Source organism: Rhodococcus sp. 05-2254-2, from assembly GCF_002259095.1.
GTDB lineage: Bacteria > Actinomycetota > Actinomycetes > Mycobacteriales > Mycobacteriaceae > Rhodococcoides.
In genome coordinates, this window is record NZ_NOZJ01000006.1 from 71,745 (window position 1) to 84,968 (window position 13,224).

Annotated in this window: 13 protein-coding genes; 7 read left to right on the plus strand and 6 right to left on the minus strand. The window is 65.6% G+C overall.

Going from position 1 to position 13,224, the window contains the following annotated elements:
* Nucleotides 1-43: 43 nt before the first annotated feature.
* From CH283_RS08165 to mptB, 3 genes are read right to left on the minus strand one after another with little or no spacing between them, the layout of a single operon-like run.
* Nucleotides 44-838, minus strand: a complete 795-nt coding sequence (locus CH283_RS08165; RefSeq protein ID WP_373557666.1) for an ABC transporter permease — start codon at nt 836-838, stop codon at nt 44-46.
* Nucleotides 839-840: 2 nt separating this feature from the next.
* On the minus strand, nt 841-1,785 hold the full coding sequence (locus tag CH283_RS08170) for an ABC transporter ATP-binding protein (protein ID WP_176460513.1): 945 nt from the start codon (nt 1,783-1,785) through the stop codon (nt 841-843).
* Nucleotides 1,782-3,485: a polyprenol phosphomannose-dependent alpha 1,6 mannosyltransferase MptB gene (mptB, locus tag CH283_RS08175; RefSeq protein WP_373454845.1), complete on the minus strand. Its 1,704-nt coding sequence runs from the start codon at nt 3,483-3,485 to the stop codon at nt 1,782-1,784. The genes CH283_RS08170 and mptB overlap by 4 nt, the downstream gene beginning before the upstream one ends.
* A gap of 286 nt (nt 3,486-3,771) precedes the next feature.
* Between mptB and CH283_RS08180 the strand changes: the two genes are divergently transcribed.
* From CH283_RS08180 to CH283_RS08210, 7 genes are read left to right on the plus strand one after another with little or no spacing between them, the layout of a single operon-like run.
* On the plus strand, nt 3,772-4,518 hold the full coding sequence (locus CH283_RS08180) for a helix-turn-helix transcriptional regulator (RefSeq protein ID WP_373557665.1): 747 nt from the start codon (nt 3,772-3,774) through the stop codon (nt 4,516-4,518).
* Nucleotides 4,515-5,960 carry a Fe-S cluster assembly protein SufB gene (gene sufB / locus CH283_RS08185; protein ID WP_032377835.1) on the plus strand — a complete coding sequence of 482 codons (1,446 nt, stop codon included), beginning with the start codon at nt 4,515-4,517 and terminating at the stop codon, nt 5,958-5,960. Before CH283_RS08180 ends, sufB begins: the two co-directional genes overlap by 4 nt.
* Before the next feature lie 24 nt (nt 5,961-5,984).
* The gene (gene sufD, locus CH283_RS08190) at nt 5,985-7,175 is read left to right on the plus strand and encodes a Fe-S cluster assembly protein SufD (RefSeq protein WP_094642369.1); all 1,191 of its coding nucleotides are present in this window, start codon (nt 5,985-5,987) and stop codon (nt 7,173-7,175) included.
* Between the two features lie 40 nt (nt 7,176-7,215).
* Nucleotides 7,216-7,992, plus strand: a complete 777-nt coding sequence (gene sufC, locus CH283_RS08195) for a Fe-S cluster assembly ATPase SufC (RefSeq protein WP_094641863.1) — start codon at nt 7,216-7,218, stop codon at nt 7,990-7,992.
* Between the two features lie 2 nt (nt 7,993-7,994).
* On the plus strand, nt 7,995-9,296 hold the full coding sequence (locus CH283_RS08200) for a cysteine desulfurase (protein ID WP_094641861.1): 1,302 nt from the start codon (nt 7,995-7,997) through the stop codon (nt 9,294-9,296).
* Nucleotides 9,297-9,794, plus strand: a complete 498-nt coding sequence (gene sufU, locus CH283_RS08205; RefSeq protein WP_094641859.1) for a Fe-S cluster assembly sulfur transfer protein SufU — start codon at nt 9,297-9,299, stop codon at nt 9,792-9,794.
* A complete protein-coding gene (locus CH283_RS08210) occupies nt 9,791-10,177 on the plus strand; it encodes a metal-sulfur cluster assembly factor (RefSeq protein ID WP_068050507.1) in 387 nt (128 codons plus the stop codon). The genes sufU and CH283_RS08210 overlap by 4 nt, the downstream gene beginning before the upstream one ends.
* Before the next feature lie 21 nt (nt 10,178-10,198).
* Here the strand turns inward: CH283_RS08210 and ku are convergent, their stop codons facing one another.
* From ku to CH283_RS08225, 3 genes are read right to left on the minus strand one after another with little or no spacing between them, the layout of a single operon-like run.
* The gene (gene ku, locus CH283_RS08215; protein ID WP_068050506.1) at nt 10,199-11,137 is read right to left on the minus strand and encodes a non-homologous end joining protein Ku; all 939 of its coding nucleotides are present in this window, start codon (nt 11,135-11,137) and stop codon (nt 10,199-10,201) included.
* 51 nt (nt 11,138-11,188) lie between these two features.
* On the minus strand, nt 11,189-12,334 hold the full coding sequence (locus tag CH283_RS08220) for a lycopene cyclase family protein (protein WP_094641857.1): 1,146 nt from the start codon (nt 12,332-12,334) through the stop codon (nt 11,189-11,191).
* Nucleotides 12,331-13,119 carry an SDR family oxidoreductase gene (locus tag CH283_RS08225; RefSeq protein ID WP_068050504.1) on the minus strand — a complete coding sequence of 263 codons (789 nt, stop codon included), beginning with the start codon at nt 13,117-13,119 and terminating at the stop codon, nt 12,331-12,333. Before CH283_RS08225 ends, CH283_RS08220 begins: the two co-directional genes overlap by 4 nt.
* Nucleotides 13,120-13,224 lie beyond the last annotated feature (105 nt).

The following is a 13,224-nucleotide window of genomic DNA, read 5'->3' on the forward strand; positions in this document are numbered from 1 at the left end:
AACGCCGATCAACTACACAGCGTCGTTGGGTAGCGAGCGTGACTCAGGTGAACTTGAACGTGCGGACGGCGAGCGTGCTGCACACCGCAGCCCACACCAGCAGTACGACCACACCGAACACGTCGAACGACGACGCCACACCCCTGCTCAGTGCCTCACCCAGTGCGCCGGACGGAACGATGCGTGCCACGTTCTGCAGTCCCTGGGGGATCTGGTCGTCGACGAACACAGCGCTTCCGACGCCCAGCATCACGAACCAGGCGATGTTCGCCAGCGCCAGCACGATCTCGGCGCGCAGGGTGCCGCCCAGCAGCAACCCCATGGACGCGAAGGTGACGGTTCCCAGAGCGATGATGACGGCACCGAGCAACAGCCCCGTCGCGCTCGGGCGCCATCCGAGAGCGACGCCGATCGAGCCGAGCAGAATCGACTGCAGGATCACCACGATCACCACGGCGGCGGATTTGCCGCCGATGATGCCCCACCGCGGAAGTGGTGTCGCCCCGAGCCGCTTGAGAGCGCCGTAGCGGCGATCGAAGCCGACGGCGATCGCCTGACCGGTGAACGCCGTCGACATGATGGCAACCATCATCACGGCCGGGACCACTCGGGCAACTCGGTCGACGCCGAGCTCGCCGAAGGGCAGCAGGGTCAATCCGATCAGCAACGTGATCGGGATGAACATCGTCAGCAGCAACTGTTCACCGTTGCGCAGCAACAACTTCAGCTCGAGGCGGGTCTGCGCGAGCAACATACGTGCAGCCGACGCGGGCTGCGGGCGAGGCGCGAACAGACCTGTCTCGAATCGGTTGTCGGCGAGCCGGGCTTCTCTGCGCACGGTCACTTCCTCAATTCTCTGCCGGTCAGTTCGAGGAACACGTCCTCGAGGCGGCGCTGGTCGACCTGCAGTTCGGTCGCCAACACGTCCTGCTGTGCACACCAGGACGTGACGATCACCAGGATCTGCGGCTCGATCACACCGGCGACCACATAGGAACCGGGCGTCGGTTCGGACGGTACGTACCCCGGGGGAAGAGCCGCGTCGAGCATGGAGAGTTCGAGCCCAGGGGGTGCGGTGAAGCGTAGCTGGCCCTCGGCACCCTGCTTGGTCAGCTCCGAGGGGGTGCCCGAGGCGACGACGCGGCCGTTGTCGATGATCGTCAGCCGGTCTGCGAGCTGCTCGGCCTCGTCCATCAGATGTGTCGTGAGCAGAACGCCGACTCCGTCGCGGCGCAGGGCGTCGATCAGCTCCCACACGAGCAGCCGGGCCTGGGCGTCGAGCCCGGCGGTCGGTTCGTCCAGGAACACCAGTTCGGGCCGTCCGACGATGGCGCACGCCAGGGCGAGCCGCTGCTGTTGCCCACCGGAGAGCCGCCGGTACGGGGTGCGGACGGCCGAGGTGAGGCCGAGGCAGTCGAGCAGCCATGCCGGATCGAGGGGGTCGGCGGAGTACGAGGCGACGAGTTGGAGCATCTCGCCGGCTTTGGAACCAGGGTATGCACCTCCGCCCTGGAGCATGACGCCGATGCGTGGCCGCAGCTGTGCCGACTGCGCGACGGGGTCGAGTCCGAGGACTCGGACCGAGCCGCCGTCGGGGACGACGAATCCTTCGCACATCTCGACGGTGGTGGTCTTTCCGGCACCGTTGGGGCCCAGCAGTGCGAGAACCTCGCCGGGGCCGATGTTCAGGCTCAGTCCGTCGACGGCACTGACACCGTCGTACGACTTGCGTACGTCGGTCAGCTGTACGACAGGTTGCGTCGCGTCGGACGTCCCGGAGATCACGAGGACTCAGCGTATTCGTCTGCGCTGCGGTCGCGTGCCGGTGGTCCGGTGCGGGTGGGCCACGGCATCCGGTTTCGCGTGAACAGGTAGAGCACTGCGATCGTCAGGATGGTCATGACTGCGGCCTGCACGATCTGGAACGGCTGGTACTCACTGCCGTTCGGCATCAGGATCACACTCACCAACGACGAGAAGGCGATGGCCGGACGCCGGAACGAGGAAGTGGTGGCCCATGCCGCCAGCGGAATCACCGCCCACAGCAGGTACCAGGGTTGGACCACGGGGAACAACAGGACGACGGCACCGAGCGCGACGCCGAGTGCGCCGACCGGATGTAGCCGGCCGCGCAGAACGGCGATCAGCATGCGGACCACGATGATTCCCGCGACGACGGCAGCGATCGGGCGAGTGAGACCCAACACGGCGGTGGTGTGGTCGCCGAGGCCGAGGAGTACACCGACGAATCCGGTGCCCAGCCCGAGAATCGTGGGAATCGACATCCAGCTGCGCACCACGCCGGCGGTCCCCAGAGTGTTGATCCAGCCGAAGCCGAGCCCACTGCCCAGGCTCACCGCGACTTGGACCGCGACGGCGATCGAGCCGAGCAGGATTGCCGCGTACACCACGGATCTGAGGGTCCCGCCCCACCGCCTCGACAGGGCCATCCCCACGAAACCGAGTGCGATGAGCGAGGGAATCTTGATCGCAGACGACAGCGCGATCAGGCCTGCTCCGCCGACGAGGAATGCAATATCGGTGCTGCGGAGGGGACCCGAGCGCTCGATCGCGCGAAGCGCCAGTTCGGTACCGGCCAGCATGAGCCCGATCATCAGGGCCTCGTTGTGGATACCGGCGACCAGGTGGAACAGCAGCAACGGGTTCGCGGCACCGAGCCACAGTGCCGTCACCGACGCAACCCCGCAGCGTCGGGCGAGGCGGGGCAGCGACCAGACGATCAACGCCACGCCCGCCAGTGCGAGCAGACGATGCAGAAAGATGCCGGCGACGATGTTCTCGCCGGTCAGGTACGTGATGCCACGCCCCATCCACAGGAACAGTGGGCCGTAGGGTGCCGGGGTCTCCCGCCAGATGTTGGGAACCGTTCGGGTCAGTACGTTGTCGGCCCCGAGTGCATCGACCGGACCGACCTCGTACGGGTCGAGTCCGCGTGCGGTGATCTCGCTCTGAGCCAGGTACGAGTAGACGTCGCGCGAGAACATCGGCGGTGCCACGCACAACGGCAGGATCCACAGCAGCAACGTGCGGTCCATCTGGGAGCGGGTGAGTCGCCGCGGGGTCGCTCCCGATCGCAAGCGTCCCAACGCGAATCTTCCCAGCAGCAACCACGCGAGCACCACGATGACGGTTCCGGTCATCGTGACGGTCAGTGCGGTGGTCGCCATCCGGGACGGCAGGCTCAGAAGTCGGACGCCTGCGATCGGGTTCTGCAGCACCGGCTGCGCGCCTGCGCCGAGTGCTCCGATCGCCATCAGCAGTGCGCCCGCGGCACCGAAACGGCGGATGTTCCTGAGCTGGTTCGTCTCCGCCGGATTCAGCCCCGGTGCCTCCTGCTCGTCTCCGTGCAGGGTGGCGACCACCCCGCCCGGAGGCGTGGGCTCGAGGCCGATGACTCGACGTGCCGGGGCCACGACGAACCTGTGGACGAATGCAGTCGGCGTGGACTTCGATGTGCCGGACACCGGGGGAGACCCGGGACCGCCCGCAGAAGGTGAGCTCTCGAAACTGGGCTCACTGTCGGTCGATGGCACAGTGGGAGCGTAGCGGGGCACTCGCTCACCACCTGCACCGTGCTCCACCCGACGACATGCGCATCGGCCGCCGCGCTGGGTGAGCCGCCCGCATAGGGCACCCTTGCTGGACCGAGTACAGCAATTCCGTCACACTGGTGTTGTGAAAACAACCGAGAGCTCGCTCGTGCGTCCGGGAAGTGTCGAGTCGTCGGCCTCCGGCGCAGGCGTTTCGTCGGTGCGACCCACGTCGGCGCCCGAGGGGCAGACGCGGAGCGCTGTGGTCACGCTGCTGCTCGAGGAAGGCCCCATCACCGCCTCGGACATCGGCACTCGACTGGGGTTGAGCGCGGCGGGTGTCCGACGTCACCTGGACGCACTCATCGACGCGGGCGAGGCCCGCATCACCACCCCCGCAGGTGCGCGGCAACGGGGCCGCGGCCGACCGGCGAAGCACTTCCAGCTCACTGCAGCCGGACGCAACCGTCTCGGCCACACCTACGACGATCTTGCCGGTGCCGCCATGCGGCAGTTACGCAAGATCGGCGGGGATGCGGCCATCGAGACATTCGCGCGGCAACGCGTCAACACCATCGTGGCCGACGTGGAGCCGGCCACGGGTTCCGATGCGCATGCCGTGGAGGACGCTGCCGACCGAATCGCCGACGCGTTCAGCGCGGCGGGCTTTTCTGCCACCACCCGTCAGGTGGGCAACGGTGTGCAGATCTGCCAGCACCACTGCCCGGTGTCGCACGTCGCCTCCGAGTTTCCGGAGCTGTGCGAGGCCGAGCAGATCGCGTTTGCCGAGATCCTCGGCACGCACGTGCAGCGTTTGGCGACCATCGCCAACGGCAATTGCGCATGCACGACGCACGTACCGCTGTCACCGACGCGGTATTCGAACACCGATAGTTCCGACAAGAAGACTCCCGACGCGCAGCCCCGTGTCGGAGAACGCCCACGCCTCCGGAAGGAGCCCGCATGACCGTCACACCAGACCAGGTGACACCCACCGCGCCGCTGACCCAGGACGAGACCATCGCCTCGCTCGGCACCTACGGATACGGCTGGGCCGACTCGGACGTAGCCGGTGAGAGCGCCAAGCGCGGTCTTTCCGAGGCCGTCGTTCGCGACATCTCGCAGAAGAAGAGCGAGCCCGAGTGGATGCTCGAGGCGCGCCTGAAAGCGCTCAAGACGTTCGAGCGCAAGCCGATGCCGAACTGGGGTTCCAACCTCGACGGCATCGACTTCGACAACATCAAGTACTTCGTGCGGTCCAGCGAGAAGCAGGCTGCCACGTGGGAAGACCTGCCGGAAGACATCAAGAACACGTACGACAAGCTCGGCATCCCCGAGGCGGAGAAGCAGCGCCTCGTCTCCGGTGTCGCTGCCCAGTACGAGTCCGAGGTGGTCTACCACTCGATCCGTGAGGATCTCGAGGCCCAGGGAGTGTTGTTCCTCGACACCGACACCGCCCTGAAGGAGCAGCCGGAGCTGTTCCGGGAGTACTTCGGCACCGTCATCCCCGCAGGCGACAACAAGTTCTCCGCACTCAACACCGCGGTGTGGTCCGGTGGATCCTTCATCTACATCCCGCCGGGCGTCCACGTGGACATCCCGCTGCAGGCCTACTTCCGGATCAACACCGAGAACATGGGTCAGTTCGAGCGCACGCTGATCATCGTCGACGAGGGTGCCTACGTGCACTACGTCGAGGGCTGCACCGCACCGATCTACAAGTCGGATTCGCTGCACTCCGCCGTGGTCGAGATCATCGTCAAGAAGGGTGGTCGGTGCCGCTACACGACCATCCAGAACTGGTCGAACAACGTCTACAACCTCGTCACCAAGCGTGCCAAGGCCGAGGCGGGCGCAACCATGGAGTGGGTCGACGGCAACATCGGCTCCAAGGTCACCATGAAGTACCCGGCCGTCTGGATGACCGGTGAGTACGCCAAGGGTGAGGTTCTCTCGGTCGCGTTCGCAGGCCCGGACCAGCACCAGGACACCGGCTCGAAAATGCTGCACCTGGCACCGCACACGTCCTCGAACATCGTCAGCAAGTCCGTCGCTCGCGGCGGTGGCCGGACGTCGTACCGCGGTCTGATCCAGATCAACAAGGGTGCACACGGCTCGCGCTCGACGGTCAAGTGCGACGCGTTGCTCGTCGACACGATCAGTCGTTCCGACACGTACCCGTACGTCGACATCCGCGAGGACGACGTGTCGATGGGCCACGAGGCCACCGTCTCGAAGGTCAGCGACGATCAGTTGTTCTACCTGATGAGCCGCGGCATGACCGAGGACGAGGCCATGGCGATGGTCGTGCGCGGCTTCGTCGAGCCGATCGCTCGCGAACTGCCGATGGAATACGCGCTCGAGCTCAACCGGCTCATCGAGCTGCAGATGGAAGGGTCGGTCGGATAAGTGAACAACCCCCTCACCGGAGTCATGGGTGCTGTGGCATCCGAGAATCCAGAGTCGGCCAAGGAAGACAAGTCGAAGCTCGTCGAGAACAAGGGCGCTCAGTTCACGTCCTACGACGTGAATGCGTTCGAGATCCCGTCCGGCCGTGACGAGCTGTGGCGTTTCACGCCGCTGCGTCGGCTGCGCGGCTTGCACGACGGTTCCGCTGTCGCCGACGGGGCCGCTCGGGTCACCGTCGGCGCCCCGGAGTCGGTGGTCGTGGAGACCGTCGGCCGCGACGACGAGCGACTGGGCAAGGCCGGGGTCCCGGCCGATCGTATTGCTGCGCAGGCTTTCTCCGCGTTCACCGAGGCCACGATCGTCTCCGTGCCGAACGAGGTCGAGGTGGCCGATCCGATCGAGATCACCGTCGACGGTCCCGGTGTCGACCACGTCGCCTACGGCCACGTGCAGATCAGGCTCGGCACGTTCGCTCGCGCCACCGTCGTGATCGACCAGCGAGGTAGCGGAACGTACGCCGAGAACGTCGAGTTCGTTCTCGGCGACAGCTCGCAGTTGCACGTCGTACTGATCCAGGACTGGCAGTCCGACGCCGTGCACGTCGCAGCACACCACGCGATGCTCGGACGCGACGCCGTGCTGCGGCACTACAACGTCAGTCTCGGCGGCGACCTGGTGCGCATCAGCCCGACCGTGCGCTACAGCGCACCCGGCGGCGACGCGAACATGCTCGGTGTGTATTTCGCCGACGCAGGCCAGCACCTCGAGCAGCGACTGCTCGTCGACCACTCGGCACCGCACTGCAAGTCCAATGTGATGTACAAGGGCGCGCTGCAGGGCGAAACCGGACCCGGAACCGTCGACGCGCACACCGTGTGGATCGGAGATGTTCTGATCCGAGCCGAGGCCGAGGGCACCGAGACCTACGAGCTCAACCGGAACCTGGTCCTGACCGACGGCGCTCGCGCCGACTCGGTGCCGAACCTCGAGATCGAGACCGGGGAGATCGTCGGAGCAGGCCACGCCAGCGCCACCGGCCGGTTCGACGACGAGCAGCTGTTCTACCTGCGCGCTCGTGGCATCTCGGAGGAGGTTGCTCGTCGACTCGTCGTCCGGGGCTTCTTCCACGAGATCATCGACAAGATTCCGGTCCCCGCCGTACGCGAGCGTCTCGACGCCGCCATCGAGACCGAACTCGCCGTCGCCGGCGCGTAGGTCTCACCCGAACCTTTCTCGACTGCACAAAGGAACTGTGATGTCCACACTCGAAATCCGCGATCTGCACGTCAGCGTCGCCAACTCCGACTCGACCGCGGAGCCCATCAACATCCTCAAGGGTGTCGACCTCACCGTGAAGTCCGGTGAGACGCACGCGATCATGGGGCCCAACGGTTCCGGCAAGTCCACGCTGTCCTACGCCATCGCGGGCCACCCCAAGTACACGGTGACCTCCGGCACCATCACCCTCGACGGTGAAGACGTGCTCGAGATGAGTGTCGACGAGCGCGCCCGTGCCGGCCTGTTCCTGGCGATGCAGTACCCGGTGGAGGTGCCCGGCGTCTCGATGTCGAACTTCCTGCGTACCGCCGCCACCGCCGTGCGCGGTGAGGCCCCCAAGCTTCGGCACTGGGTCAAGGAAGCCAAGACCGCCATGAGCGAATTGGAGATCGAGGCCAACTTCCTCGAGCGCAACGTCAACGAGGGCTTCTCCGGCGGCGAGAAGAAGCGTCACGAGATTCTCCAGCTGGGACTGCTCAAGCCGAAGATCGCCATCCTCGACGAGACCGACTCCGGCCTCGACGTCGATGCTCTGCGCGTGGTGTCCGAGGGCGTCAACAAGTACAAGGAGCGTGAAGACGGCGGAGTGCTGCTGATCACGCACTACACCCGCATCCTGCGCTACATCAAACCCGACTTCGTCCACGTCTTCGTCAACGGCGAAATCGTGAAGTCCGGCGGTGCAGAGCTGGCCGACGAGCTCGAAGCCAATGGATACGCCGGTTACGCGCAGGCCGCGACCACCGGAGCATGAGTATGGCTGCACCCGCAGCTGCGGCGGTGGCGACATCGTTCGATGTCGCCACGGTTCGTCGCGATTTCCCCATCCTCTCGCGCACCGTCCGCGACGGGAAGCCGTTGGTGTACCTCGATTCCGGTGCCACTTCGCAGCGGCCCGTGCAGGTACTCGACGCCGAGCGTGAGTTCCTGACCACGTGCAACGCCGCTGTGCATCGCGGGGCGCATCAGTTGGCCGAAGAGGCCACCGACGCCTACGAGGGTGCGCGCGCGGCCATCGCGTCGTTCGTCGGGGCGGATGTCGACGAGATCGTGTTCACCAAGAACGCGACCGAGTCGCTCAACCTCGTGACGTACGTGCTTGCCGATCAACGATTCGATCGTCACCTCGGTCCCGGCGACGAGATCGTCGTCACCGAACTCGAGCACCACGCCAATCTCGTTCCGTGGCAAGAGCTTGCTGCTCGAACCGGTGCAACGCTGCGCTGGTACGGCGTGACCGACGACGGACGCATCGATCTCGACTCGCTCGAATTGTCTTCCGCCGTCAAGGTTCTCGCCTTCACGCATCAATCCAACGTGACCGGCGCGGTGGCCCCGGTCGAGGAGTTGGTGCGTCGGGCCAGGGCGGTCGGTGCGCTCGTCGTTCTCGACGCATGCCAGTCGGTGCCACACATGAAGGTCGATTTTCACGCGCTCGATGTCGACTACGCCGCGTTCTCGGGTCACAAGATGCTCGGTCCCTCGGGAGTGGGCGTGCTCTACGGCAAGGCGGCGCTCCTCGCGGCGATGCCTGCGTTCATCACCGGCGGTTCGATGATCGAGACCGTCACCATGGAGAAGACGACGTACGCCGCGCCTCCGCAACGATTCGAGGCCGGGGTTCCCATGACCTCGCAGGTCGTCGGACTCGGTGCCGCTGTGCGGTACCTGGAGAACATCGGCATCGATGTCATCGCCGCGCACGAAAAGGCCTTGGTCGCAGCAACTCTCGCCGAGTTCGTCAAAATCGACGGTGTTCGCGTGATCGGCCCGACCGAGAACGTCGACCGCGGTTCGGCAGTGTCGTTCGTGGTCGACGGCATTCACGCCCACGACCTCGGACAGATCCTGGACGACGAGGGCGTCGCCATTCGCGTCGGGCATCACTGCGCGTGGCCGCTGCACCGACGGTTCGGTGTGGCTGCTACAGCGCGCGCCTCGTTCGCGCTGTACAACACGGTCGAGGAAGTGCAGGTTCTCGCACAGGCGATTCGCCGCGCGCAAACGTTCTTCGGAACCGCTCGCTCCGACGACCACGGCGGGGGAGGGCAGCTCTAGATGCGGATGGAACAGATGTATCAGGAAGTGATCCTCGATCACTACAAGCACCCGCACGGCCGTGGACTGCGTGAGCCCTTCGGCGCGGAGGTACATCACGTCAACCCCACCTGCGGCGACGAGGTCACCCTGCGTGTTCAGATCGAGGATGGCGCCGTTGCAGACGTCTCGTACGACGGCCAGGGTTGCTCGATCAGTCAGGCAGCGACGTCCGTTCTCACCGATCAGGTCGTCGGCCTGAGCGTGGCCGACGCGCTGAAGACGGTCGACGCGTTCAGCGACATGGTCGGCAGCAGAGGTACCGTCGAGGGTGACGAGGACGTCATCGGCGATGGCATTGCGTTCGCCGGTGTGGCCAAATACCCGGCTCGCGTGAAATGCGCTCTGCTGGGATGGATGGCTTTCAAGGACGCGGTTGTTCAAGTAGTGGACGCAGATTCGACAGCCACGACGGGCGAGACCGCCCGGTCGGCACTTTCCGGAGGACAGCAATCATGACCGAAGCAACAGAGACGACGCAGGCAGTGACAGCCGAGACCACGCCGGTGGAACTGACCGCCGACGAGATCAAGGTGCTCGAGGACCTCGAAGAAGCGATGCGCGATGTCGTCGATCCGGAGCTGGGAATCAATGTCGTCGATCTGGGACTGGTGTACGACATCAAGATCGACGCCGACGACATCGTCACCGTCGACATGACGCTCACCTCGGCGGCATGCCCGTTGACGGACGTCATCGAGGATCAGGCGCGCGGCGCGCTCGTGCGCAGCGGACTGGCTGCCGATCTCAAGATCAACTGGGTCTGGATGCCGCCATGGGGCCCGGACAAGATCACCGACGACGGTCGCGAGCAGCTCAGGGCCCTCGGCTTCACCGTCTGACGCACGGCCCGAGTCGGCCCCCTACGCACCCTTCGCTTCGTCGGCTTTCGAGTCGGCGGACTTGGCCGAGGCTTTCTTCGCAGCCGCCTTCTTGGCCGGAGCCTTCTTCGCAGCTGCCTTCTTGGCGGGTGCCTTCTTTGCCGGAGCCGATGTGGCCGACCCGGACTTCGCGTTCTTGCCTGCCGCCTCGACGCTCCGCTGCAAGGCCGCCACGAGATCGACGACCTCGGCGTCCTCGCCGTCGTCGTCTTTTTCCGTTTCGGTGTGGATGACCTTCTCACCGCCGTTGGCGAGCGTCTCGTCGATCAGCTTGCGCAGTTCGGTCTGATAGTCGTCCGTGTACTCGGTCGGATCAAATTCCGAGGACATGCTTTCCACGAGGGACGTCGCCATCTTCACTTCCTGCGGGCGCGCGGACGGCGCGTCCTCGAGCGAAGGAAATTCAGCCGCCCTGACTTCGTCCGGCCACAGCAGTGTCTGGATCACCAGGACGTCGTCGCGCACACGCAGTGCGGCCAGGCGGGTCTTCTGTCGCAGAGTGAAATGCACCAACGCGGTGCGCTCTGTTTCTTCGAGAGTCTCGCGCAGCAGCACATAGGCCTTCGGTGAGGCAGAGTCCGGCTCGAGGAAGTAGCTCTTGTCGTACAGGATCGGATCGATCTGCTCGGTCGGCACGAATTCGAGAACCGGAATCTCGTGTTTCTCCGCCGCAGGCAGCTTGTCGAAGTCGTCGTCCGTGAGAATGACGCGTTCACCGTCGGGCGAGTCGTAGGCCTTGTCTATATCGGCGAACTGCACCGACTTGCCGCATTCCTGACAGATCCGGTCGTACTTGATGCGACCGCCGTCCTTCGCATGCACCTGATGGAACCGAATGTCGTGCTGCTCGGTGGCCGAGTAGACCTTCACCGGAACATTGACCAGTCCGAAAGCGATCGAGCCCTTCCAAATGCTGCGCATCTGTCCATGATCGCCGACCGGGCGCCCGTGTGTCGACCGTTGGCGAGAAACTCAGCCACGGCCCGGCGAGCGCGCGATCGTGCGCGCGATCGCGAGCCTGGCCGACGCCGGAAGCGTCGGAAACATCTTCAGCATCGCGGTCATCGTCCCGAAGGCGTCGTCGTGGCCCGATAGGTAGGAGCGCTGCAGTTCGACCGGGAGCGAGAAGAAGCTGGTGAAGAACTGGGGGACCATCTCGGGTTCGAGAGCCAGTGCCGTGCGCAGTCCGAGGTTACGAAGTTTCTGGACCGTCCAGACGTGCACCGGGCGGTTCGCGCGCGACCGACCGCCACCTCGGAAACGCTCGACGAGGTGATCCGCCGACGCCAGCGACGCCGCGACGCTGTACCCAGTGGCGGGATGCATCAGATTCGAGCGAGACCCGAACAGCACCGGACCGCCTCGCCCGGTGTGCAGTCGGGACCGAGGCGGCGGTTCGACCGAGAAGCGGACTCGTTCGACATCCTCCTTGCCGGTCGGTTCCAGGTTGCGATGGGTCAGACGGTGGTGCAGCCGCGACCGAAGAACTGCGAGTTCCAGCGGGGGTCGGCCCACCAAGCAGGTCTCTTCGAGCAGGATTCGATCGTCGTCGAGTGCCACGGCGTACAGAAAACTCGGGGCTTCACCGTGCCGAGCCCCGTTGTCGGTGCGCCAGTCCATGAACCACGCGTCGGCCCCTTCGAGGATCGGTTCGGCGCGGTCGCGTTCGACGACGATCCCGTAGGCGGTCTGCTGGGCGAGGTCGCGCGAATCGAGTGTGCCACGGGCGTCGACGACGTGACGGGCATCGACGATCGAGCCGTCGGCGGTCGTCACCCGCGAACCGGTGACGTCGACAGCCGTCGCGGCCAACACCCGCACCAGGTCGACAGACAAGGCCGCTTGCAGTGCAGGAGTGTCCAGCACGCAGTACGTCCTGTCGATGATCCGCTGGTGATCGGTCCACACCGCGGGTTTGCGTGCAGTCGAGGCGACCGCGGTCTCGGGCAACCACGACGGCAACTCGTCGGCCCAGGCGGAGTACGTCGGTGTCCACGTGCGCGACGGGTGTGGATCGACTGCGATCACATCGAGTCCGGCTTCGGCACATCGATGGGCGACCGCCCGTCCGGCTGGACCGAGTCCGACGACCGCGACGTCGGCCGAGAAATCGTTCACATTCCGCCGGTGGCGAGCAAACCACCGTCCACGCGCACGGTCTCGCCGGTGATCCAGGAGGAGGCGTCCGAGACCAGGAAGGCCACCAACGCAGCCACGTCCTCCGGGTTTCCCAGACGCTTCATCGGGTAGCCGGCCGCCGCCGCGTCTTCTCCGTTGGCGACGAGGGCCTCGGCGAATTTGGTCTTCACCACGCCCGGTGCCACGGCATTGACGCGAATTTTCGGACCGAGCTGCCAGGCGAGCTCCTCGGTGAGGCGGATCAGAGCGGCCTTGGATGCGCCGTACGCGGCGATCACCCCGGTCGAGCGGATGCCGGCCACGCTCGCGATGTTGACGACCGCGCCGCCGTGCTCGCCCATCCAGGCATGGAAGGCCTGCTGGACGAAGCCGAGAGTCCCCACCACGTTCGTGTCGAAGATCTTGCTCACGCCCGCCAGGTCGGCATCCATCAGCGAACCGTAGACGGGATTGATACCGGTGTTGTTGACCAGGATGTCCAGCGAACCGAAGGTCTCCACCGTGCTCGCCACCGCGGTGCGTCGGTGCTCCGGGTCGCCTGCGTTGCCGTCGATCGCGAGCACGGAATCGCCGAGCTCTGCTGCCGCCGCAACGAGTGGTTCGCGCTTGCGGGCGGTGATGGCGACGTTCGCGCCGCGAGCGAGCAGTTCCGCGGCGATGGCCTTGCCGATGCCTCGGCTGCCGCCGGTGACGAGTGCGGTGCGCCCGGCCAGGTCGGGGATCGGCGCGCTGGACGGGCTGACGGTTTCGGGGGCGTCGGTCATCGATCAGACGTTACCGGTGTCACCGTCGTTCCTGGGTGAGGGCACGTGAATGCTGAGCTAAAATGGGGGTTTGCTGTGCCGTTCGACGGCACACCTGAGTTCGCC

What these genes read in the sequence shown, in the direction of transcription:
- sufC (WP_094641863.1), top strand. Translation starts at nt 7,216, where the DNA reads ATGTCCACACTCGAAATCCGCGATCTGCACGTCAGCGTCGCCAACTCC.
- ku (WP_068050506.1), bottom strand. Translation starts at nt 11,137, where the DNA reads ATGCGCAGCATTTGGAAGGGCTCGATCGCTTTCGGACTGGTCAATGTT.
- sufU (WP_094641859.1), top strand. Translation starts at nt 9,297, where the DNA reads ATGCGGATGGAACAGATGTATCAGGAAGTGATCCTCGATCACTACAAG.
- CH283_RS08225 (WP_068050504.1), bottom strand. Translation starts at nt 13,119, where the DNA reads ATGACCGACGCCCCCGAAACCGTCAGCCCGTCCAGCGCGCCGATCCCC.
- sufD (WP_094642369.1), top strand. Translation starts at nt 5,985, where the DNA reads ATGGGTGCTGTGGCATCCGAGAATCCAGAGTCGGCCAAGGAAGACAAG.
- CH283_RS08200 (WP_094641861.1), top strand. Translation starts at nt 7,995, where the DNA reads ATGGCTGCACCCGCAGCTGCGGCGGTGGCGACATCGTTCGATGTCGCC.
- sufB (WP_032377835.1), top strand. Translation starts at nt 4,515, where the DNA reads ATGACCGTCACACCAGACCAGGTGACACCCACCGCGCCGCTGACCCAG.
- CH283_RS08210 (WP_068050507.1), top strand. Translation starts at nt 9,791, where the DNA reads ATGACCGAAGCAACAGAGACGACGCAGGCAGTGACAGCCGAGACCACG.